General features: G+C 44.4%; 16 protein-coding genes and 1 CRISPR repeat array. Of the genes, 12 read left to right on the top strand and 4 right to left on the bottom strand.

Going from position 1 to position 21,217, the window contains the following annotated elements; genetic code table 11:
• Positions 1 to 63: 63 nt before the first annotated feature.
• Complete coding sequence (gene menA / locus Q5691_RS12225) at positions 64 to 960, bottom strand: 2-carboxy-1,4-naphthoquinone phytyltransferase (protein ID WP_333211549.1); 897 nt, start codon at positions 958 to 960, stop codon at positions 64 to 66.
• 406 nt (positions 961 to 1,366) lie between these two features.
• Here menA and Q5691_RS12220 point away from each other — a divergent pair, with 406 nt between their 5' ends.
• Positions 1,367 to 2,800, top strand: a complete 1,434-nt coding sequence (locus tag Q5691_RS12220; RefSeq protein ID WP_333163675.1) for an isochorismate synthase — start codon at positions 1,367 to 1,369, stop codon at positions 2,798 to 2,800.
• Positions 2,801 to 2,852: 52 nt separating this feature from the next.
• Here the strand turns inward: Q5691_RS12220 and Q5691_RS12215 are convergent, their stop codons facing one another.
• On the bottom strand, positions 2,853 to 3,152 hold the full coding sequence (locus Q5691_RS12215; RefSeq protein ID WP_333344990.1) for an antibiotic biosynthesis monooxygenase: 300 nt from the start codon (positions 3,150 to 3,152) through the stop codon (positions 2,853 to 2,855).
• Positions 3,153 to 3,225: 73 nt separating this feature from the next.
• Between Q5691_RS12215 and menD the strand changes: the two genes are divergently transcribed.
• Positions 3,226 to 5,163, top strand: coding sequence for a 2-succinyl-5-enolpyruvyl-6-hydroxy-3-cyclohexene-1-carboxylic-acid synthase (gene menD / locus Q5691_RS12210; protein ID WP_333211545.1), 1,938 nt, complete (start codon positions 3,226 to 3,228; stop codon positions 5,161 to 5,163).
• Positions 5,164 to 5,207: 44 nt separating this feature from the next.
• On the opposite strand, the gene grxC is transcribed toward menD, so the two are convergent.
• A complete protein-coding gene (gene grxC, locus Q5691_RS12205; RefSeq protein WP_333048639.1) occupies positions 5,208 to 5,522 on the bottom strand; it encodes a glutaredoxin 3 in 315 nt (104 codons plus the stop codon).
• A gap of 251 nt (positions 5,523 to 5,773) precedes the next feature.
• On the opposite strand from grxC, the gene Q5691_RS12200 reads away from it, so the two are divergent.
• Positions 5,774 to 5,989: a hypothetical protein gene (locus tag Q5691_RS12200; protein WP_172188518.1), complete on the top strand. Its 216-nt coding sequence runs from the start codon at positions 5,774 to 5,776 to the stop codon at positions 5,987 to 5,989.
• Between the two features lie 173 nt (positions 5,990 to 6,162).
• On the opposite strand, the gene Q5691_RS12195 is transcribed toward Q5691_RS12200, so the two are convergent.
• A complete protein-coding gene (locus Q5691_RS12195; protein ID WP_333344988.1) occupies positions 6,163 to 7,029 on the bottom strand; it encodes a WYL domain-containing protein in 867 nt (288 codons plus the stop codon).
• 97 nt (positions 7,030 to 7,126) lie between these two features.
• Between Q5691_RS12195 and cas3 the strand changes: the two genes are divergently transcribed.
• The 9 genes from cas3 to cas2 all read left to right on the top strand — a co-directional run bounded on the left by cas3 (position 7,127) and on the right by cas2 (position 18,391).
• A complete protein-coding gene (cas3, locus tag Q5691_RS12190; RefSeq protein ID WP_333344986.1) occupies positions 7,127 to 9,307 on the top strand; it encodes a type I-D CRISPR-associated helicase Cas3' in 2,181 nt (726 codons plus the stop codon).
• A gap of 403 nt (positions 9,308 to 9,710) precedes the next feature.
• Positions 9,711 to 9,962: a hypothetical protein gene (locus Q5691_RS12185; RefSeq protein WP_333121054.1), complete on the top strand. Its 252-nt coding sequence runs from the start codon at positions 9,711 to 9,713 to the stop codon at positions 9,960 to 9,962.
• A gap of 128 nt (positions 9,963 to 10,090) precedes the next feature.
• A complete protein-coding gene (gene cas10d, locus Q5691_RS12180) occupies positions 10,091 to 13,621 on the top strand; it encodes a type I-D CRISPR-associated protein Cas10d/Csc3 (protein ID WP_333344984.1) in 3,531 nt (1,176 codons plus the stop codon).
• Positions 13,622 to 13,690: 69 nt separating this feature from the next.
• Entirely contained in the window at positions 13,691 to 14,704 is a 1,014-nt protein-coding gene (gene cas7d, locus Q5691_RS12175) for a type I-D CRISPR-associated protein Cas7/Csc2 (RefSeq protein ID WP_333344983.1), read from the top strand.
• A gap of 5 nt (positions 14,705 to 14,709) precedes the next feature.
• A complete protein-coding gene (gene cas5d / locus Q5691_RS12170) occupies positions 14,710 to 15,417 on the top strand; it encodes a type I-D CRISPR-associated protein Cas5/Csc1 (RefSeq protein ID WP_333344981.1) in 708 nt (235 codons plus the stop codon).
• A 91-nt stretch (positions 15,418 to 15,508) separates the two neighbouring features.
• Positions 15,509 to 16,342: a CRISPR-associated endoribonuclease Cas6 gene (cas6, locus tag Q5691_RS12165; protein WP_333344979.1), complete on the top strand. Its 834-nt coding sequence runs from the start codon at positions 15,509 to 15,511 to the stop codon at positions 16,340 to 16,342.
• Positions 16,343 to 16,482: 140 nt separating this feature from the next.
• Positions 16,483 to 17,076, top strand: coding sequence for a CRISPR-associated protein Cas4 (gene cas4, locus Q5691_RS12160; RefSeq protein WP_333255978.1), 594 nt, complete (start codon positions 16,483 to 16,485; stop codon positions 17,074 to 17,076).
• Positions 17,077 to 17,098: 22 nt separating this feature from the next.
• Positions 17,099 to 18,103, top strand: a complete 1,005-nt coding sequence (cas1d, locus tag Q5691_RS12155; protein ID WP_333211526.1) for a type I-D CRISPR-associated endonuclease Cas1d — start codon at positions 17,099 to 17,101, stop codon at positions 18,101 to 18,103.
• A 15-nt stretch (positions 18,104 to 18,118) separates the two neighbouring features.
• Positions 18,119 to 18,391, top strand: a complete 273-nt coding sequence (cas2, locus tag Q5691_RS12150) for a CRISPR-associated endonuclease Cas2 (RefSeq protein ID WP_333211524.1) — start codon at positions 18,119 to 18,121, stop codon at positions 18,389 to 18,391.
• Between the two features lie 254 nt (positions 18,392 to 18,645).
• A CRISPR array of direct repeats spans positions 18,646 to 21,127; the repeat unit is 37 nt; unit sequence GCCGAAAACAACCTAAAACCCTATCAGGGATTGAAAC.
• Positions 21,128 to 21,217 lie beyond the last annotated feature (90 nt).

The raw sequence follows: 21,217 nt of genomic DNA, 5'->3' as shown, positions 1-21,217 counted from the left end.
CCACCAACTCCCTCAACTTAGCAAACCATACCTCCATTTTACCGAAATTCTCGATCGCCCGATCTACAAAGCAAACCCCAACGCCAGCAGCAATCCGCTCGAAAAATGCAGCGTAACTGCGATAAACTTAGAGTTGCTGACCTTTCCCGGTTGGTCATGATAGCCTGTGACATGGCGGCAAAGGTCGATCGCAAATGGCAAACTCCCAAAAATCAACAGCGTCCAAATTTGGAACATTCCCACAGCCACAAATAGCACAGTCAAAGCATAAACGCTGCCGCACAACCACTGCAACAACTGGGCACCTTTCTTTGTACCGAGTCGCACAATTGGCGATTTTTTACCCGCCGCCAAATCATCCGCAATTTGATGAAAGTGGGAACAAAATAAGATGATACTCGTAGTAATTCCCACGATTACCGAAGCCGCAAAATTAGTTGCAGACCAAGTTTGAGTCTGACTGTAATAAGCAGCGGCCAAGGCTAGCGGCCCAAAAGTGAAAAAGCAGATTATTTCCCCTAAACCCTGATAGCCAAGACGAAACGGAGGCCCTTGGTAAGTGTAGCCCAGAGCACAGCACAAAACTACTAGCAAAATTACTGTTGGGTCTTTTTGCCACCAGCTTATGGCGCAGATTCCCGAAACTCCAACTGCTAAAAACAGATTGGCTAGCCCGAAAATTAAAGCTTTATTTCCGGTTAAGTTAACTAGAGAATGTGCCTTGTTTTTATCGATTCCTGTTTCGGAGTCAAATACATCATTGCTGAGATTCAGCCATGCTATAATCAAAATGGCTGACATTAAAAATGTCGAAAAAATTAACGAATTAATCGTTTGAGTTTCGGCAAAAGCAATTGCAGTTCCTACTGAAATAGGAATCACCGCAACGCTGTACATGGGCGGCTTGATTGCCGCCAGCCACAATTTACTATTTGAACGTTCAATTAACTTTGTTGTCATCACACAAACTTGATTCAATTGATAGCAGCGTAGTAATTTTACAATTTTATTGGTGAAGAAACTCTACTCTGTATCTGGTTGAGTGCGCGGGGGGCATCCGTTGAGAGGCTTTGCGGGCGCAGGCGCGTCCGGTAATGCCCGTCTGCAAACCTCTGCAAGGTTGATCGCATGAGACTCGAGATTGAGTCGCTCAATCTTAAAGTTTTATGTCTAAATGTTTCGATTGATCGCGCGTTGGCGAAGTCCTCGAAGAAGATCGTCTGTTTTTTGCCCCCCGCTGAGCCCAAACTTTCCGGGAAACTCGAAAGGTCATGTTTTGCGATCGCCCTCCCGTGCTTAGATCGAAATAGGGGTTCTAGCGGGACAAAACCGCACTCTTTCTGACAAATCTGCTATTCTCGCTTTCATGACAGTAATACCGCACCGCGCTAATCTTTTACAAGACCGCAATCAACTGCATCAGTTTCTGTTAGATTGCCAGCAGTCTTTAACCGAAAAAGATCAAACCAAGATAGTTAGTATTTCTCAGGAGATTGCCCCCGTCGATCCGCTAGTTGTACTTCAAGAGATTTCCGAACCTTGCCAGCGGCACTTTTACTTTGAAAAAAGAGACCCGATTTCAGGCAATAGTTTTGCGATCGCCGCCCTAGATTCGGCAATCCATCTAACAGTAGCCGGAAGCGATCGATTTGCCCTTGCTCAAAATTTTATTCAATCTTGTCTTGCCAAAACAATTACCATCGGTACAGAACGCTTGCCATTCAGCGGGCCGCACTTTTTTTGTAGCTTTGCTTTTTTTGATGAGAATGTCGCCACCAATTCTTACTTCCCCCCTGGTACCGTATTTTTACCAAAATGGCAGATTACTCGCCTGAAAGATAGCTGCACACTTGTTGCCAATGCAATCATAAACCGAGATATAAATGTTAAAATCATCACTGATAATATTTGGCAAAGTTTTGATAAAATTTCGTCTTCACCTTACAAAAAAATTAATTCGATTAGAAACAGCTCGATATTTTTCAAACAAATTCCTGTGAATGATGCCACTCAATTTAAAAAATCCGTCAAGTCAGCTTTAGACTTGATCCACTCTCAATATTTTAGTAAGATTGTTTTATCCCAAGCAATAAATGTCATTTCCAAAACCCCTTTTAGTTTAATAGATTCATTAAATAACTTGCGCCTTACTTATCCCGGTTGCTACGTATTTTCCACCAGTAACGGCAAAGGTCAAAATTTTATCGGGGCCAGTCCAGAACGCTTAATCAGCATTCACAAAAATGAGTTAGTAACAGATGCCTTAGCAGGTTCGGCACCCAGGGGAAAAAATGAAGCGGAAGATGCGAATTTAGGCAAAGGTTTACTCAACAGCGAAAAGGATATTCGAGAACATCGAGTTGTAATTGATTTTATAGTTGATCGCCTGTCGAGTCTCGGTATCAATCCCGACTTTTCTCCACTACCGAGACTGCTGCAACTGTCAAACATTCAGCATTTGTGGACACCCATAAGGGCTAGAATTCCCCGTGATATTCATTTATTAAAGATTTTAGCTCAACTGCATCCAACGCCAGCGGTGGCGGGCGTACCGCGAGATATTGCGCTACAGCAAATTCGCGGCTGCGAAAGCTGCGATCGCTCTTTGTACGCAGCACCCCTCGGCTGGATCGATCGCACCGGCAACGGCGAATTTGCCGTCGGCATTCGATCGGCTTTAATCGATGGCGATCGGGCTATACTTTATGCTGGTGCCGGTATTGTGGCGGGTTCCGAACCTGAGAAAGAACTAGCAGAAATTCAGCTCAAATTGCAGGCACTTTTAAATGCTTTAGTTTAATTCAGCTAATTTGCAGAATCTAGAGTGGTCGGGCTAATTGATTGAGTCTGTGTTAATGTTTAATTTTCACTTCCTCAAAATGTTCTACTATGGGAAAAGGAGCGTAAAAATGGTGAAGCATTCTTTTCCACTCTTGATATTCAGCGGAATTCCTAAATCTAATTGTATGAGCTTCTAAATTTTCCCACCTAACCAATAATAGATATTTTCCTTGAACTTCTGTGCAGCGATGAAGTTCGTGAGATAAATATCCATCTATAGACGCTATCAGACTGGAGGCTTCTCTAAAAGCTATCTCAAAATCACCCTCACAGCCAGATTTGACATTAATCACAACCGCCTCAAGAATCATAAAAATGTATCCTGACAATTATTTGGGTATAATATCGTAGCACAATACAGAGTTGAGCTACTCAGATTTAGCAATGCCAATAGATTTTCGCAACACAAATACCGTCTGGGCTTCCGTATTAGCAGAGACATTGCAACGACTGGGATTAACTACAGCCGTGATTTGTCCAGGTTCGCGATCGGCACCGCTAACAATAGCCTTTGCCCTGAACAAAAAAATAGAAACTATTCCCATACTCGACGAACGTTCAGCCAGCTTTTTTGCATTAGGAATTGCCAAAAAATCCTATTTGTCAACCGCACTAATTTGCACATCTGGAACCGCCGCTGCCAACTTTTATCCTGCAATAATAGAAGCGAGAGAAAGTCGAATTCCGCTGCTAATATTCACCGCCGATCGACCTCCAGAACTGCGGGACTGTCACGCCGGACAAGCGATCGACCAAGTTAAAATATACAGCAATTATCCGAACTGGCAAGCCGAATTAGCGATACCTTCTGCGTCCAGAGGAATGCTAGACTATCTGCGGCAGACGATCGTGTATGCTTGGGAGCGATCGCAATTTCCAACACCAGGCCCCGTCCACCTCAACATCCCCTTTCGCGACCCGCTTGTACCCGTTCCAGACATAGCTGTAGAAGCTTTAGAAACACAATTCAATCCCGAAGATTTTTTTGCAGGATTAGAACCCATTTTCGCGGGAGAAAGCTCTACCCCCCCCAGCCCCCCCTTGTTAAGGGGGGGAGAAGAAAGTACCATGCAACAATGGCAGCGAAGCAATAAAGGGATTATTATTGCGGGCGTTGCACAGCCCCAATTTGCCGAAAAATACTGTAGTGCGATCGCCCAAATTTCCAAATCCTTAAACTGGCCAGTTTTAGCAGAAGGATTATCCCCAGTCAGAAACTACGCCCAACTAAACCCCCATCTAATTTCCACCTACGATTTAATCCTGCGAAACCGCGAACTAGCAAATAAATTAACCCCAGAAATCGCCATTCAAATCGGAGACTTACCCACAAGCAAAGAACTGCGAAACTGGCTAGACAAAACCCAACCAAAACGCTACATAATCGACCCCAGCCACCACAACTTCGATCCGCTACACGGCAAAACAATTCACCTGCGAACCTCCCCTGAAAATCTCGCAACTATATTAACTCTTGTCCCCCCCCTTATTAAGGGGGGGCTAGGGGGGGATCGAGCCCCTGCTACCACTGCTATTTCCCCTCAAATCCCCCCCCTAAACAAGGACGAATCAACTCAAGTCCCCCCCCTTAGCAAGGAGGAATCAACTCAAGTCCCCCCCCTTAACAAGGGGGGGTTAGGGGGGGTTCTAACCTCTCCCTCAAACGAATACCTCCAACTTTGGCGCAACACCGAAATCCAAGTCAGACAAACAATAGACCAAAAACTATCCACAATTAACAACATAATCGAGCCCAAAGTTTCCTGGCTGCTTTCCCAAATTTTGCCGCCTGGAACACCGATATTTATTGCCAACAGTATGCCCGTCAGAGATGTAGAGTTTTTCTGGAAGCCAAACAACTTAGAAATAAAAACTTTTGTCAATCGCGGAGCTAACGGCATAGACGGCACATTATCAACAGCATTGGGAGTTGCTCACCACAATCAAAGCAGCATCATGCTAACAGGCGATTTAACACTTTTGCACGATACAAACGGTTTTTTAATTAAAAATAAATTTGTCGGTCATCTGACAATCATATTAATTAATAACAACGGTGGCGGAATTTTTGAAATGTTGCCCGTTGCCAAATTTGACCCGCCCTTTGAAGAGTTTTTTGCCACCCCGCAGCATATCAACTTTGCTCAGTTGTGTGCAACTTATGGCGTGGAACACGAGCTAATTGAGGATTGGGAACAGTTCAAACAAAAATTAAGTTTTTTGCCAAATAGCGGGATTCGCGTCTTAGAAGTGCAAACAGACAGGCGATCGGATGCTAAATGGCGGCAAGATAATCTAAGTAAATTTGCCAAAAATTTGTAAATTTGTAGGTTGAGCAGGTGGAACGAAACCCAACCTACATTAATTTAAACTGCTGGTTGAGCTAGCAGCGAATCTAACTCTCCTTCTGCATCGAGTTTGTGAATATCATCGCAGCCGCCTACGTGTTGGTTATTAATGAAAATTTGGGGTACGCTGCGGCGTCCGTTAGCGCGATCGGCCATTGCTTTTCTAGCGGCTTCGTCGCCATCAATTTTGTATTCCGTGAAATTTACGCCTTTCCACCACAACAAAGTTTTGGCGCGGATGCAGTAGGGACAGGTTTGCCAAGTATAGATTTCCACATTGGCTTTGATGCGATCGGGCTTGCGGCCCAAGATGGGATTGAGAAAATCAAGCATTTTTAGTACGGGGGTAAGGGTGGAACTCATTTAGAAATCATACCCAATGTATAAATTCCGCTGGTATGGGCGCATCTGCCAGAGGTGGGTTTTAAGCTGCCGGGCGATCGCCATGTGACCGAAATCACAACTTTACTCTATTCGGATCACTTGCTTTCACCCCTGACAATCACCTTCGCGGCCTCATTAATATCACCGATCTTTTGAGGAAACCAGAAGATGATAAATATATCGAATTCAAGCGCACTGCCATGCACCCCGTACAACTCCTCCCCGGCGCTATCTCTGAAATCCTCGCTTCTGTAACCGATACAGGCGTTTTGACTCTGGCGGATCGCTACGGTTTGATGGCCGCCACCTTCGACGACTCTCTGAATGACGAAGACAGAGGCTGTGTCAACCGCCTGCTGCGGGCGGTGCTCAGAGGCCGAGTCCAAGTAGTCAACGAACTTTCAGCAGCATTCTAATCGGGATTTGAAGTTTTGTTCTGAAGGCAAGGTGAGTCAGCGGTAGATGAAAATAGTGGAAACTCAGGCAGGAGTTGAAACAGCGGTAATTTGAATTCGATTTAAAGTTTTCTCCTCTAACTCAACAACGGTTTTTTTGTCAAAGCAGCCTTTACCGGCTGCTTTTTTTTGATCTAATCGCGGATTTCGAGGTTGTACTGGCGGCAGAGGTCGATCAGTTTTTGTTGGAAGCGATCGCGCACTGACTCTGGGGCAACAATCGCGCAATCTTCCCAGTAAGGAGAGATTTCGCGAAAAAACCAGAAGGTATTTGAGATATTCCGAATCACTCGCTTGATAGGCGGCTCCCCTTCTGGTTCGCTGACTTCCTCATCTTCCTGCTTGCGCCTGTAGTTAAAGGCAAGTCTGCCGGATAAATGAAATTCTACGGGAATCCGGGCTAAATCTGGCAGCCAAGGTTGATCGACCGAAATCACCGCAGCATCTTCAATGCGATTGAGCAGCAGCGTCCAGTTATGTTCGAGTCCTGGTACGTCTTGATTACCTTCCGATTCTTCGCAGCGACACATTAAATACTGTCGCTTTTCTATGGGGACAATGCGAGCGTGCAAGATGGTGTAATGCCAAAGGCGATCGGCTGCATCCCGGTAAGACAGGCGGAAGGGTTGCTGTCTGTGAATAAAATTGTCGATTTTTTGCCGCCAAGTAGGTAAGGGGTTGCTCAAAAACTGATCGATTTCAGCCCGGAAAGGGAGAGTCAGTTCGCTGCGATCGCTCAACAATTGGGCAATGGCCAGCGCTTCATCAGTTTTGCCCAAGTCAAGCAATTGCTGTCGGGCGAGGTCTAGGGCTTTGATGCGGGTTTCGGGCCAGTCGTGGTTGGGGGCGATCGTCAGTTGGCGGCGGGCGATCGCTTCTATCAGTTTGGATATGTTCGGGCGATCGCCCCACGTCTTCCCGAATTCTTGGGCCAAGGCTTCCAACTCAGTTTTATCTCGTTCAGAAACCGACAGGGTGATCGATTGACCTTTGCGACTCATAAATATACGGACACTTTCTCATTGTATAGGCTTGATTATCTCTATTGTCGGTGTCAATATGGGAAATATCCAGTTTCTACGGACACAGATTCAGCATATGTCCGATTACCAAATTACTCTCAAATCCGTTTACTCCTGTCCCGCTGCGGAGATTCCCAAGGAAGTTAAATTACCGGAAGGTTGGACACTTTCTTGGCATCAAGCCGAAACTTTAAAGGCAATTCGCAATCCCAATATTGATGTCATTTTCAACTTTGCTATCACTAGCGATGGCAAAAGTTTAGCTGCTTTTTTAGAAACATTGCAGACAAATTGTTGTGTAGTGGCGCTATATCCGACGAATGAACTGGCGCGAGATCAGGAGACTCAAATTCAGCGCTATATCGAACAATTCCAACCCGATCATCAACCCCGCGTTGTCCGACTCAGCGGCTCGGAATTAGAAATCTATGCAGAAAATGAAAAACTGAGAAAAGCAGCCGCCATCGCATCTCGCACAGGTCAATCAGAGATTTTATTAACTAACCCTGATATCTTGCACTATCTCCACCGAGGAGCGTATTTAAGCTCTGAAGATAGCCCCGATAAACTGTGGGGTCGCATCGACAAAGATTTTGACCTATCCATTTTTGATGAATTTCATGTTTTAGCATCTCCCCAGATTGCCAGCGTCATCAATACTATGTTGTTAATTCGCAATACAAACCGCCGAAAAAAGTTTGTCTTCCTGTCAGCAACTCCTGACGACCAATTAATTAGCAGACTAGAAATAGCAGGTTTTCGCTGTCAAACTATCGACCCTTTAAAAGCAGGCAAATATCAGTTTCCCGATAGCCCTGCTGAAATCGAACAGTTGAAAGCAGACTCCTGGCGGCAGATATTGAGGGAAAGTACGCTGACTTTCATTTCCCTAGAACCAACCTCAAAAGCTTCTGAAACTTGGCTGAAGGACAGCGCAAATCTCATCCTGACTCACTTTAAACACAATCCGGGAAGTAAAGGAGCTATTATCCTGAATTCAATTGCTGCCGTCAAGCGGCTGACACCATTTTTTCGGGAATTGTTCGCGCCTCAGGGTTTAGTTGTGGGCGAAAATACCGGGTTGTCGGGAAAGACGGAAAAAGAGCGATCGCTCTCGTCAGACTTAGTTCTCGGTACTAGCACCATTGATGTCGGGGTAGACTTCAAAATCAATTTGCTGATTTTTGAATCCGCCGATGCGGGCAACTTCATCCAACGATTGGGAAGGTTGGGGCGACACGATGGCTGCGATCGCAATGGAGAATTTATTCAGTTTAAAAATTTCACAGCCATAGCACTCATCCCTAATTTCTTAGTTGAACGCTTGTTTGTCGGTGATACTGCCACTTTAGAGTCTAACGGAATTTACGATCGTCCTTTTTTCTATCAACAAATTCGCGAAAAGTACCGCCAAATCAACAATTTTGAGGGATATTATTCGCGGTGGGGTGCGGTGCAGTCAGTTCAAATTTGTTGGCAATTAGGGCACAGGACAATTAAACAGCAGTACGCATCAAGTCAGAAAGCTTTTCAGGAAGCTGCTCAAAAAGTATTTAAAACTAGCTTGGGGAAAGTGGCAGGTAATATTAAACAGTGGGGCAAAGAGTGGCAAGAGCGATCGGGAAATAAGACAGGAAATCCGATAGTTGAGGATGCTAGCAGTTTTCGAGGTTCTAGTCCCCTGCAATGTGGCATTTGCGATTTAACCGATTCCCACGAGGCAGACAAATTTAAAACTTACGATTTACCAGGAATTTTGAGCAACTTGGAAATCGAACCGATGACGGAATCTGCATTTATGCGAATGTTGAACGAGACCTCGGAACGCCTTGGGCAACCAATTGCCAAAGGTCGATTTAAACATTGTCTTGCTTTTTTGAAGTTGCGTAGTTATCGGGAGGAAAGACTGAATTGGAAATTTACTTATTCGGGAACTTTAGAGGAAAATGCTTCTGCTTGGAAAGTTCAGGTTTTAACGGGGATTGAGGTTGTGCAACCTGAGAATTATTGGATCGGGGAAATCAACAAGCGTTTGAAGAAGGAAGCATTGGTTTGTTATGTGCTGCGCTATCCAGTGGCTGAAGTGCGATCGCGTCTGCGACTGCCGATGCACTTTCAGATTTATCCGATTTGCGATCGGTACAGTATCCACGATGCGACTGCACCTTATTCGATCGCTTTTGGGCAGTCGGCGCTGCTTGTGGACACGCTGGCCCACTGGCTCAAAAGCAAGGGGGATGAAGTATGGATTGCGTAGAAGTTCAAGCCCTAATAGGGGGGTTAAGTCAGGTAGAAAGATAGAGGAACGAACGCCATTAGGAGCGCAGCCAATTTTTTCAATCCCTAATAGGGGGTTAAGCTATCAATAAAAATTAATAAGCTTTTTCTACCTGTCCACACCATAGTACATAAATATAGCAAGGATGACAACTATGTTTAGATCGCTTACACTTAGACCATGGAAAGCTTCGCGGCTCTGTGAGCAACGATCGCGAGTAGGAACACAGATATGTAATCGCAGCCCTTCTTGTTCTCTAGACAGAACGGTTTTTAGCGTCACTTTATTTGGGTGGGGGTATAACGCCCCCCTTCTGCTGCTGTTAGCAGTCAGCAGCCGTGAGTCTTTCCAGTCTGTAAAAACTAAACAGGAGACATTAACAATGCCAAAGCCAAAACGCTCTGGTGAGGGAGGGCCTTTGCTATTTATTCCCTATTCCCGGAAACCTTTTTTGGAAAACAAAAAGAAAGTTCGAGGGAGAAATCGCCACCCCTTTGAGTTGCTGGAAAAAGTTCAGAACTTATTAGAAACTGCATTGGACAGAAATGAGTTTGAGTCAGAGGAGGTCAAAGCAGAAGTCTATGACTTTTTAGTAATCCTCCGAGGATCTAAAAAGGTATCTCAAAGGCGCTAGATAGTAGCACTTTGCGAATTTTCAATAGTTAGGCTCTACAGGATTAGTGTAACTACATCAGAGCCTGTAGAGCTTTTTTGTCAAAAAAAGATAAGTGAGTTCTTTCATAGACTCCCTAGAGGCATAAAATGGCTAAAAAACGTCAAAAACCAGATGAAGAGTACCAACAACTCTCATTATTTGATATCCCAGTTAATTTGAACTCTGAACAATTAGATGATCCAGATGATGACTGGTTGCAAGATGAAGAATTAGGGGCAAACTTTCAAACCTCCGATCGCACAATCGAACCTCAAACTCGCGACTTACTAACCCTCAAACTCTTGCGAGAAGCCATTCAGAGTCAAAATCCAGGCGATCGCGTCATGGCAGACTTCGCAGAATATGTCTTGCCAAATCTGTTGCGAGTTGCCATTGGTGTTACAGCCAAAGGCGGCAAATTTTTTGACGAACTCGATCGAAAGCAAGGAAAAGAGTATGTTAGGCGGGACAATGCAGCCGATCAGTCCCTAAATAGTCACCTACTAAATGGATTATTTCCCGCTAACTTAATTGAACAGCGGCTAGAAAAACTCGATACCACCGTGCGGCGATCGGTGGGAGAACAAGAACGGCGGCTAGTAATTGCTGGCTTTATTCTCCACGACTTTGAAAAATTCCCCGATGTCCCCAACGATTGTCGCAAGTTACCGCTAGAACAGCACCGTCAAATTATTGATGAAAAAGTGCGACAGTTAGGACTAGATAGCTTCATCAATCCCAACAATCCAGATACTTATCGAGAATACATTGACGATTTGCTCTGCCTTGCTTACAACGCTCAGCGGCGTTGGGATACTAACTGGAATTTTTCCGAATTTGGGTTAAATCCAGTGTTGCACGGTCGCACACTCCGCAGCCTCTCAGACTTAACCTGTTTAGCAGATTCCCTAGCATCTATTATCAAACATCCCCAAGATGCAGAAAATACCAGACTAAACGAGTTAATCCACAGCCTCAGCGACGGGCAATTAAAATTTACTTATCACAGCATCGCTGAAAACAGAGGCGTACTTACTAACGTCGTCAATAACGCTTTAATGGAAGTGCATACGGCGCTGAATACCGACGATCGCACCTACTACGAACCACTGCTTTACTTACCAACAGGTGTAATTTACTTAGCTCGATCGGATGCTCCTGCTATTTCAATTGTAGACTTACCCAAACGAGTAGTTAGCAAGATTAAACACCTCTGCGCCGGACAATTGCAACGGCGACAAACTGGTTTTGGCAGAGATGGTAAAGGCATGAAATATGCCGAGTATTATAACCTGTTTTTTGATACGTCAGAGTTGATGCTAGTTGCTGTTGATGCTACTTTACGCATTCTCAAAATAGGAAAAAACTCTGTTGCCAAAAGTCGCAGCGATAATCTGATAAAATTTCAGCGTCAGGATGTTTTGTCTTCTGATTATAACTTCAACTTTGACGACGATATTCGGATCGATCAGATTGCTGAACTTGGGGACTTAGTGAGTCGCAAGATTTGGGGAGAACAGGTTAATACCATCGAAGCGGCACGCAAGAAAAACAAAAAACTACCCGCCCTAACTCATCTAGATATTGTCGATGAAATTGCTAAATTTTGGAACCTGTCCGACTATCTACCAGCCCTAAGAGAAATTCAACGGATTAATGAACGCCTCAAAGAACTTAAACTAAAAGGCAATACAGGTGGCGTTCCTTACGAATGGTACTATTTAGCAGCAAAGTACCTAGAACATCACCCAGGAATTGAGGATGTGCGGCAAGTTTGCGAACAGGCCATCACCCACATTTCCCAAATGATTAAACCAATTCTTTCACGGTACAAATTGTCAGACGCTTGGGATGATTTGTGGCTGTGGGTAACATGGTACTATTTAGCAGCAAAGTACCTAGAACATTACCCAGGAATTGAGGGTAGCCGGCAAGTTTGCGAACAGGCGATCACCCACATTTCCCAAATGATAAAACCCATACTTTCACAGTACAAATTGCCCGACGGTTGGGACGATTTGCGACTGTGGGTAACGCGGGTTGTCATGTTACCCGGAAATACACCATTGGACACAGCATCCAGTGACGTATTTTTAGATGAATTGGAACGCTACCAACTCGCTAAGAAACAGGGTAGAGGCAGACAGTTAATTTGTTCGATCTCCCATTCAGCTTACACGGTGACAGAACAAATGGAATCAGCCGTTTTGTTCACCCCTCAAGTTTACACTAACAAACAAATGTTGGGAGGTTCTAACGCCAAACGCAATATTTCTAGTATTGCAGGTTTGGAAATGATGCTGAGGCAAATTTTAATGAATCAAACTCAAGCTGTGGGGAAAAAGTTTGAAGATGGCAAATATCGCTATCTCTATTTTTATCCCACATATTACTTCACCCCAGAGACAAATAAGTTTCTGCAAAAAGCCTACACTAGCATTTTCCAAACCCGCTTTGATACCAGCATTCGCAATCATTTTATCAGCAAGGATTTGCAAGCCGATTTTGGACGCGATCGCTACCAAAGCATCGATGCTTTCCTAATCGATGAAAACATCGAACCAGGAAAAGACCGCACCTTCAAACTTTCCTATCCCGAAGACCAACCCCTAACATTTTACTTCATGGCGCTTCCGCCCGGTCGAGATGCAACTGATACCGAATCGTGGGTAATGCCAACTTGGTTAGCTTTTGCCTTCCCGATGATTCTGGATGTCAAAACCGTAGTTTCCGAGTCGCCAATTCCGCCTTTTAACGACGGTGCGGAATTTGAAGAAAGCGTATTTCTGGACAGTGTACCCCAAGCTTTTAGGGTGTTGACGAAGCGCGATCGCTTCCGCCTCGACTACATCCTAGAAGGTTGGGAGGAAAACGGCAAATCTTATCCTGCACCTCTAAATGTCTTAACTGCTGCTTATGCCATTCACCTTGATGTTAATGCGAAACAGGGGAAGTCCGGCTATGACTCCAACTGGGGTAAATTAACTGAGCTCGCCAAGGATTTTGAAACCAGCCCGCTTTATGTGTTTAGCTACCTAAATCAATGGGTTCGCAAACAGAAAAATGAAACGGCATCAATTCAAAAAATCAAGCTTTATGCTTATCATTTTTACCCTTGCTTTGACTCCTATGCCCACTATAATCATGAAGAGGAACGATTGACTGTGACAACCGCATCAAGTTTAAACCACCCCCAAAAATTGACGGAATTGTATCGCAGATTTTACCGTGCAAGTAAGCGATATAATCCCAAGGCAAATGCTGTGCTGAAACCGATTGATATTGCTTCTAAAACCATCCTAGAAGCCGATCGCAGTTGTCAAGGTGAATCTTTAGTCTTGACAGTTGCTGCTGAAGTTTCAAAGCTCATGGATCGCGTTCACTCTTCTACTGCTGAAGGACGCTGGATTTTTAGCAAGCGGGAGGAAGAACGACAGGCAATTTTAGAGTTTGCTCGCTACTTTGTTGAGGAGGTATTTGAGCAATCATTTGCGGGCGATCGAGCCCGTTTAGCCGGCCGCCAAATCAACCTAATCCGAGATACATGCGAATTCCTTTACCGTTTAGAAAATGACAAAGACAATCGCGATAGAAATGACAAATCTCCTGACGAATCTCAGGAAGAAGGTGATGATTAAAGCTGAATCTATTGTTCGGTCGGCTACAAGCTAACTACCAAACTAACATTTTTACATAGGACACAAATCATGGCTTTCTTGAAAACAGTTGACTCTAAATCTTTCCATGCTAACATCCCTTACAAACCAATGGGAAAATATGTACATTTTCTGACTGTGCGAGTCACAGAATCTTATCCCCTATTTCAGACCGATGGAGAACTGAATAAAGCGCGGGTGAGGTCAGGAATTCAAGACCAAAAACCAATCAGCCGCCTGACCATGTTTAAGCGCAAGCAATCTACACCAGAACGTTTAGTCGGTCGCGAGTTGCTGCGTAACTATGGTTTTATGACCGCTGAAGATTGCGAATACAATGTCAAGTTTGCAATGAATAATCCTGATTGCATTATCTACGGATTTGCGATCGGTGACTCTGGTTCAGAAAAATCAAAAGTAGTAGTTGACACAGCATTTTCAATTACCGCTTTTGATGAATCTCACGAGACTTTTACCCTCAATGCTCCCTTTGAGAATGGCACAATGGCATCTAAGGGTGAAGCAGGTTCTAAACCAGGCGAAGTTACCAGTCGCATCAATCAGCAAGATCACATCAAACCCCAGATTTTCTTTCCTAGCATTGTCACCCTGAAAGATCCTACAGAAGCTAGTTTTTTGTATGTTTTCAACAACATCCTCAGAACCAGACACTATGGCGCTCAAACCACCCGTACAGGTCGAGTCAGAAATGAGTTAATTGGTGTCGTATTTGCCGACGGCGAAATTACCAGTAACCTCCGCTGGACGCAAGCAATTTACGATAAATTGCAGGGTGACGATAAACTTAATTCCAACAACCCTCTCAATGAAGATGATGTGATTATGGCTGCTAGGGCTGCTATCCAAACGTTACTGTCTGAGGAATTTATCGTGCATGAAGACTTTATTGGGGATAAGTTTACACCATTAGTGACAGAGGTTAAAGCTGTTATTGGCAATGAAGATGAACTCAAAAAAATGTTGAAGAAAGCCGATGACGAGGCTAAAGCTTACGCGAAGAAGCATATCAAGGGTAAAGCAGGAGCTACAGCAGCAGCGGAGTAAAAACAATGACTTTTATTTACCGCTGTCAAATCGAGTTGCACGATAGCCTTTATTTTGCAACTCGCGAGATAGGGAGACTTTACGAAACTGAGCCGGTAATTCACAATTACGCGCTTTGTTACGCGCTCGGTTTGGTGGATAGCGAAATCTATTCCACCACAGTTTCTGAAGAACATTCCTATCGCTATTTCTGTCCCGAACAAGTTCCTAAATACGAGCCGCATTTAACCGCGCTCAACCAACAGGGGATTTATGTTAGTCCGGGGCGATCTATTTCTCACTCCTCTACCCTCAACACTTGGAAATACGCCAACAATAACTATCACGTCGAGATGGAGAAAACTCAGAAAAATATCCCTAGTTTTGGAAGAACCAAAGAAATTGCGCCGGAAAGCAAATTTGAGTTTTTCATAATCTCAGAGAAGTCTCTGAAACTGGCGAAATGGATTCGTTTGGGAAAGTGGATGAGCAAAGCAGCAGTCGAAATCGTAGAACAGAAGGAAGTGAAGCGATCGCCCTCAGAAACAGACTTCATTTTTCCCTATCTGCTCAATCCTTTAGATGTGATGTTTTCCCATCAAGTGATAAGCTACGATGTGGTTAATATGCCTCCGGTTAGCCTCATTCAAAATGTCAAAATGCTAGGGCGATATTACGACTTTGACAAACTCAAAATTCCCGGTTGTATGGAATACCGCTTTCGGGCCGATTAATAAAAAGCCGAGCCTCTAGAAATGCGTTCCCAGGTTCTACCTGGGAACGATAAAAATTAAACCAATTTTAAGCATTAACCATTAACCAATTATGCCACACAGCCTCGTCCTCAACATCCTTCCCCTGGCCCCAATTCCCCCCGGATACCTCACCGGAAGACACCTGCACGCCCTCTTTCTCACCCTCGTGAGCTCCGTTGACAAACAACTCGGCGATCGCCTCCACGATGCCACCGCCCAAAAATCCTTCACTCTCAGCCCTTTGCAAACTAAAAAATGCCCTTTCAAAAAACACCATTCCCTGCAATGGGAACATACAGAATCGATTCCAGAACACACGCTGTGTTGGTGGCGGATTACTCTGCTTGATGACACTTTATTTGGCAAGTTAACTCAGCTTTGGCTGAATCTCAATCCCTCGAAGCCGTGGCATCTCGGGCCTGCCGATTTGATGATTACTAAGATTCTCGGAACGCCCCAAATAGATCAGCCTTGGGCTAATGCTTGCGATTACTCTCAATTGTACGATCGCGCTTCCGAAACCAATCGTTTAATTGCCTTCAGTTTTGCGACTCCTACAACTTTTCGACAGGGGAAATTTGATTCCGTGATTCCTACTAGAGACTGCGTTTTTAATAGTCTCCTCAGTCGCTGGAATAAGTACAGCCCGATCGCAATTCCCGATCTTTCCTTCGATGCACTTTTTTCAACATTTGTCAATATCCGAAGTGAAAAATTGACCAACTATCAAAGCGATTTTGTGGGCATGGTTGGGGAGGTTAGTTATCGGATTTTGGGAGATGTCGAGCCTTTAGTGATTAAGCAAATTAATGCTTTGGCTGATTTTGCTGTTTACTGCGGGGTGGGGAGGAAAACTCCGATGGGGATGGGAATGACTCGAAGAATAGTTGTTAATAAGAGTTAAACGGATTTTGAGGGCGGGCAAGATTCCGGATTTCCTGGGCGGGCAAGATGCCCACCCCACAATAACACTAAACTCTTGTGGAACAGGCATCTTGCCTGTTGCTAATTCCAATTACTAATTTCCTACAAACCATCAAAATTATGAATGATTTTGATTACATTTCGATTGCAACTCTCAACCAGTATTCTTACTGTCCTCACCGCTGTTGGCGAATGTCTTGTGCTGGAGAATTCACCGATAATCAGTATACCATAGAAGGGACAAGTTTGCACGATCGCGTTCACACGATGGGCGAGATTAATCGCGATGAAACTTGGCAGGTGCGGGCGATTTGGCTGAAATCCGAGCGCTACAAACTGATTGGTAAATCGGATTTGATTGAGTCGGCTGAGGGTGAGATTTACCCAGTGGAATATAAGCGGGGACGGAAGGGGGAATGGGATAATGATGAGTTGCAGGTTTGCGCCCAAGCGCTTTGTTTGGAGGAGATGACGGGGAAAACTATTGCGACTGGATATGTGTATTACGCGCAGTCGCATCAGCGGCAATTAGTCGAGATTTCTGAGGGTTTGAGACAGGATACGATCGCAACTATTGAAAAAGTCGGTGCTCTTTGGCGATCGGGAAATATCCCTTTACCAGTTTACACCGCTCGGTGTACGGGATGCAGTCTTTTTCCCCAATGTCTGCCCCAAGCTGCGGCCAAAGTCAACCGCTATCAAGAAGCAAGTTAACCTGCAAATAGGAGATTTCACAATGGGAACAGTTTACATTACTCAAGAAGATGCTTTTATTGGCAAAGTCGATGAACGTCTGACGGTTAAAGCTGACAAAAAAAATCTGTTGGACGTGCCATTAATTAAGATTGATGGTGTTGTTGCATTGGGACGCGCTACAGTTTCGCCGGCTGTGGTTGTGGAACTTTTGGAACGTCACATTCCTTTAAGTTTTCTGACGCTAAACGGACGTTATTTGGGGAGGTTGGAACCGGAAATGACGAAAAACATCTTTGTGCGAAAAGCTCAGTGGCAAGCGGCTGGGGAATCGGAACAAGCCGTACATTTAGTTAGGGGATTTGTACGGGGAAAGCTCAAGAATTACCGCAATTCTTTGTTAGAATATCAGCGCAAATATTCTCCCCAGGAATTTGAAAAACCCATTGCCCAATTGAAACAAGTCATCGCGTCTATTGACAAAACTTCGAGTATTAATTCTCTGCGAGGATTAGAGGGGGCGGGTAGTGCGACTTATTTTGGCTGCTTCAATCAACTGATTCGCGTGCCAGATTTTAGCTTTGAAGTTCGCCGCCGCCGTCCGCCTACTGACCCGGTAAATTCTCTGTTAAGTTTGGGATATTCTCTGCTGCGGCACGATGTTCAAAGTGCGGTGAATATTGTGGGGTTCGATCCGTATTTGGGATATTTGCATTTTGAGCGCTATGGCCGTCCTTCCTTAGCGCTGGATTTGATGGAAGAATTTCGACCTTTGGTAGTTGATGCTGTAGTGTTGACAGCGATCAATTTGCAGAAAGTTTCCCCTAATGATTTTACGGCAGAACCGTTGAGCGGCGCGGTTTCTTTAACAAAAGAAGCGCTGCACAATTTTTTGCGATTTTACGAACAAAAGAAACAGTCAAAGTTCAAGCATCCTGTGATGGGAAAGTTGTGTACTTATCAAGAAGCGTTTGAAATTCAAGGGCGGTTGATGGCTAAGTATTTGATGGGTGAAGTTGATAAGTATCCACCTTTGATTCTGAAATAGGGAGGCAATTAAGTTATGTTTGTTTTGGTTTGCTACGATATATCTGAGGACAAGCGCCGCACTAAGATTCACAAGATTCTCAAGTCTTATGGGGAATGGAAGCAGTATTCGGTGTTTCATTGCGAGGTGACGGATACTCAGTATGCCCGGATGCGCCAACGTCTGAGTAAGGTGATTAAGTCGGAAGAAGATAGCATCCTGTTTCACTATTTGTGCGCTTGCTGTCAGGGCAAGATCGAGCGGATTGGCGGCCGGGCACCGATCGATACTACGATCTTTATGGTGTGATTTTGCGTCTGGCTGTAGGTGTAGAACGGAGGGGGTGAATTTTAATGGCTGAAAGCTTTACTAGGACTGGGTTTGCAGTGGTTTGTACCTCATGCGGGTTAGACGCAAATGCTGAAACCTTTACTGGGAGAGAGTTTGAGGTCTATTTGAAATTTGCCCCCTTGACAGGGCGATCGCTGAAACGGTATATTGATTGCAGTCAGACGCAACTGAACCTTGAGAACCTTATATTTCAAGCCTCCCAGACCCCGGCAGCCGAAAACAACCTAAAACCCTATCAGGGATTGAAACCTGAACACTTGCGTGAACAGATGGGTAAGTTATTTAGCCGAAAACAACCTAAAACCCTATCAGGGATTGAAACAGCTGGCACAAGGCGATTCAGGGATTGAGTCTTGCGCCGAAAACAACCTAAAACCCTATCAGGGATTGAAACCGACTAAAAACAAGTGAACTGCGTGGGCAAAGGGCCGAAAACAACCTAAAACCCTATCAGGGATTGAAACCTAAGTTTACCCGAAGCTACTCAAACTTGTCAAGGCCGAAAACAACCTAAAACCCTATCAGGGATTGAAACTCTGTAACTGTGGGTAACTCTTCAAAATTACCCGCGTCGGCCGAAAACAACCTAAAACCCTATCAGGGATTGAAACTCCTGACATCTCGACTAATTCCAATGAAAGCCCAGCCGAAAACAACCTAAAACCCTATCAGGGATTGAAACTTTGACATCAAATCCTTGGCTCTTTGGCAAGTTGTGCCGAAAACAACCTAAAACCCTATCAGGGATTGAAACCCGCGATATACCTATACCCAAGTGAACATGGGGAGCCGAAAACAACCTAAAACCCTATCAGGGATTGAAACTTTTGTGTGACAATATTTGCTAATATCTAGAAGGGCCGAAAACAACCTAAAACCCTATCAGGGATTGAAACAGATTAAGACGCGCAGACTATTATACGACGGGTCAACTGCGGGCCGAAAACAACCTAAAACCCTATCAGGGATTGAAACATGAGTTGAGCTGCTTAAAACTAGGGGAGGGCATAGAGCCGAAAACAACCTAAAACCCTATCAGGGATTGAAACTTGCCAATACGAACGCTTTTATTATTTTAAAATGCCGAAAACAACCTAAAACCCTATCAGGGATTGAAACCAGCCCCCCAAATGACTTGGGTTCCCTGAACTAGCCGAAAACAACCTAAAACCCTATCAGGGATTGAAACAAGCCCCATCTGCCCAGCATCACCACCACCTTCGCCGAAAACAACCTAAAACCCTATCAGGGATTGAAACATGTAGACAGGGAGTAAAAAAGGAAACATAATTAAGCCGAAAACAACCTAAAACCCTATCAGGGATTGAAACATGACATTTACAGAAATTCACACAACAAAAAACAAAGCCGAAAACAACCTAAAACCCTATCAGGGATTGAAACTAAAAATCCACTATTAGGAAATTTAAACGGAGGGCCGAAAACAACCTAAAACCCTATCAGGGATTGAAACCCTATACTCCATATCCCGCATTACCTCTACGCTTGGGCCGAAAACAACCTAAAACCCTATCAGGGATTGAAACCTAGGGGGCAGATTAATAGGAATTCCCGACAAAGCCGAAAACAACCTAAAACCCTATCAGGGATTGAAACGCAATTTGGACACGTCGGAATGAAATCTACAAAGCGCCGAAAACAACCTAAAACCCTATCAGGGATTGAAACCACTCAAAAACGAATAACACCAAGCGGATAACTGCCGAAAACAACCTAAAACCCTATCAGGGATTGAAACCCGGCGATCAGAGTGGGAGAAACAGTCGGCACTAGGCCGAAAACAACCTAAAACCCTATCAGGGATTGAAACTTCACACCAAACAAAGGAGGTGCTTATGAACTAACGCCGAAAACAACCTAAAACCCTATCAGGGATTGAAACTTGTACTCTTTCAGCTAACAATCATGTTTTTGTTGCCGAAAACAACCTAAAACCCTATCAGGGATTGAAACGGTTTCAATTGCGGGACGCCCGTCAATGTTGTTAAGCCGAAAACAACCTAAAACCCTATCAGGGATTGAAACCACATTCAAAACCCTGTTGTAATTTGGACTTTCAGCCGAAAACAACCTAAAACCCTATCAGGGATTGAAACCCGCACTCAAGCGTTGGGACAGATTGGAAAAGTGCCGAAAACAACCTAAAACCCTATCAGGGATTGAAACAAACGAAGGTTCAAGTACCATTAGCTACGACGCGCGAGCCGAAAACAACCTAAAACCCTATCAGGGATTGAAACTTAGAATCGCCTCGCTTTCACTGAATCTCCTGCCAGGCCGAAAACAACCTAAAACCCTATCAGGGATTGAAACACGCTCAATCTCAATCATCCTCAAACGTGCAAAAGCCGAAAACAACCTAAAACCCTATCAGGGATTGAAACTTGCTGCCCTTGCCTAATTACTGAATGAGTTTCGAGCCGAAAACAACCTAAAACCCTATCAGGGATTGAAACCAACGCGACAAGTTGAGCTAGGAGTCCCGAAAGAGCAAGGCCGAAAACAACCTAAAACCCTATCAGGGATTGAAACACTTTGCGATAACTCCCCAAAGCCTTAAACTCCCGCCGAAAACAACCTAAAACCCTATCAGGGATTGAAACCCTAACCGCTCACGGAGTCGATCCAAAAACTTTGCCGAAAACAACCTAAAACCCTATCAGGGATTGAAACTGCACGATCTAGAGGCTCTCCTGAACTTATGGTTATAAGTTTCTCTAATCAGAAAAGCAAGCTAATACGCGATTCCTAAAATTATTAAAA

This window comes from Microcoleus sp. w1-18aA5, from assembly GCF_036701705.1.
Classification (GTDB): Bacteria; Cyanobacteriota; Cyanobacteriia; order Cyanobacteriales; family Microcoleaceae; genus Microcoleus.
The sequence above is the reverse complement of the archived record's forward strand: the minus strand, read 5'-3'. Positions and strand labels throughout refer to the sequence as shown.

Excerpts from the sequence above, each read along its gene's own strand:
- menA (WP_333211549.1), bottom strand. The coding sequence starts at position 960 with ATGACAACAAAGTTAATTGAACGTTCAAATAGTAAATTGTGGCTGGCG.
- Q5691_RS12220 (WP_333163675.1), top strand. The coding sequence starts at position 1,367 with ATGACAGTAATACCGCACCGCGCTAATCTTTTACAAGACCGCAATCAA.
- Q5691_RS12215 (WP_333344990.1), bottom strand. The coding sequence starts at position 3,152 with ATGATTCTTGAGGCGGTTGTGATTAATGTCAAATCTGGCTGTGAGGGT.
- menD (WP_333211545.1), top strand. The coding sequence starts at position 3,226 with ATGCCAATAGATTTTCGCAACACAAATACCGTCTGGGCTTCCGTATTA.
- grxC (WP_333048639.1), bottom strand. The coding sequence starts at position 5,522 with ATGCTTGATTTTCTCAATCCCATCTTGGGCCGCAAGCCCGATCGCATC.
- Q5691_RS12200 (WP_172188518.1), top strand. The coding sequence starts at position 5,774 with ATGCACCCCGTACAACTCCTCCCCGGCGCTATCTCTGAAATCCTCGCT.
- Q5691_RS12195 (WP_333344988.1), bottom strand. The coding sequence starts at position 7,029 with ATGAGTCGCAAAGGTCAATCGATCACCCTGTCGGTTTCTGAACGAGAT.
- cas3 (WP_333344986.1), top strand. The coding sequence starts at position 7,127 with ATGTCCGATTACCAAATTACTCTCAAATCCGTTTACTCCTGTCCCGCT.
- Q5691_RS12185 (WP_333121054.1), top strand. The coding sequence starts at position 9,711 with ATGCCAAAGCCAAAACGCTCTGGTGAGGGAGGGCCTTTGCTATTTATT.
- cas10d (WP_333344984.1), top strand. The coding sequence starts at position 10,091 with ATGGCTAAAAAACGTCAAAAACCAGATGAAGAGTACCAACAACTCTCA.
- cas7d (WP_333344983.1), top strand. The coding sequence starts at position 13,691 with ATGGCTTTCTTGAAAACAGTTGACTCTAAATCTTTCCATGCTAACATC.
- cas5d (WP_333344981.1), top strand. The coding sequence starts at position 14,710 with ATGACTTTTATTTACCGCTGTCAAATCGAGTTGCACGATAGCCTTTAT.
- cas6 (WP_333344979.1), top strand. The coding sequence starts at position 15,509 with ATGCCACACAGCCTCGTCCTCAACATCCTTCCCCTGGCCCCAATTCCC.
- cas4 (WP_333255978.1), top strand. The coding sequence starts at position 16,483 with ATGAATGATTTTGATTACATTTCGATTGCAACTCTCAACCAGTATTCT.
- cas1d (WP_333211526.1), top strand. The coding sequence starts at position 17,099 with ATGGGAACAGTTTACATTACTCAAGAAGATGCTTTTATTGGCAAAGTC.
- cas2 (WP_333211524.1), top strand. The coding sequence starts at position 18,119 with ATGTTTGTTTTGGTTTGCTACGATATATCTGAGGACAAGCGCCGCACT.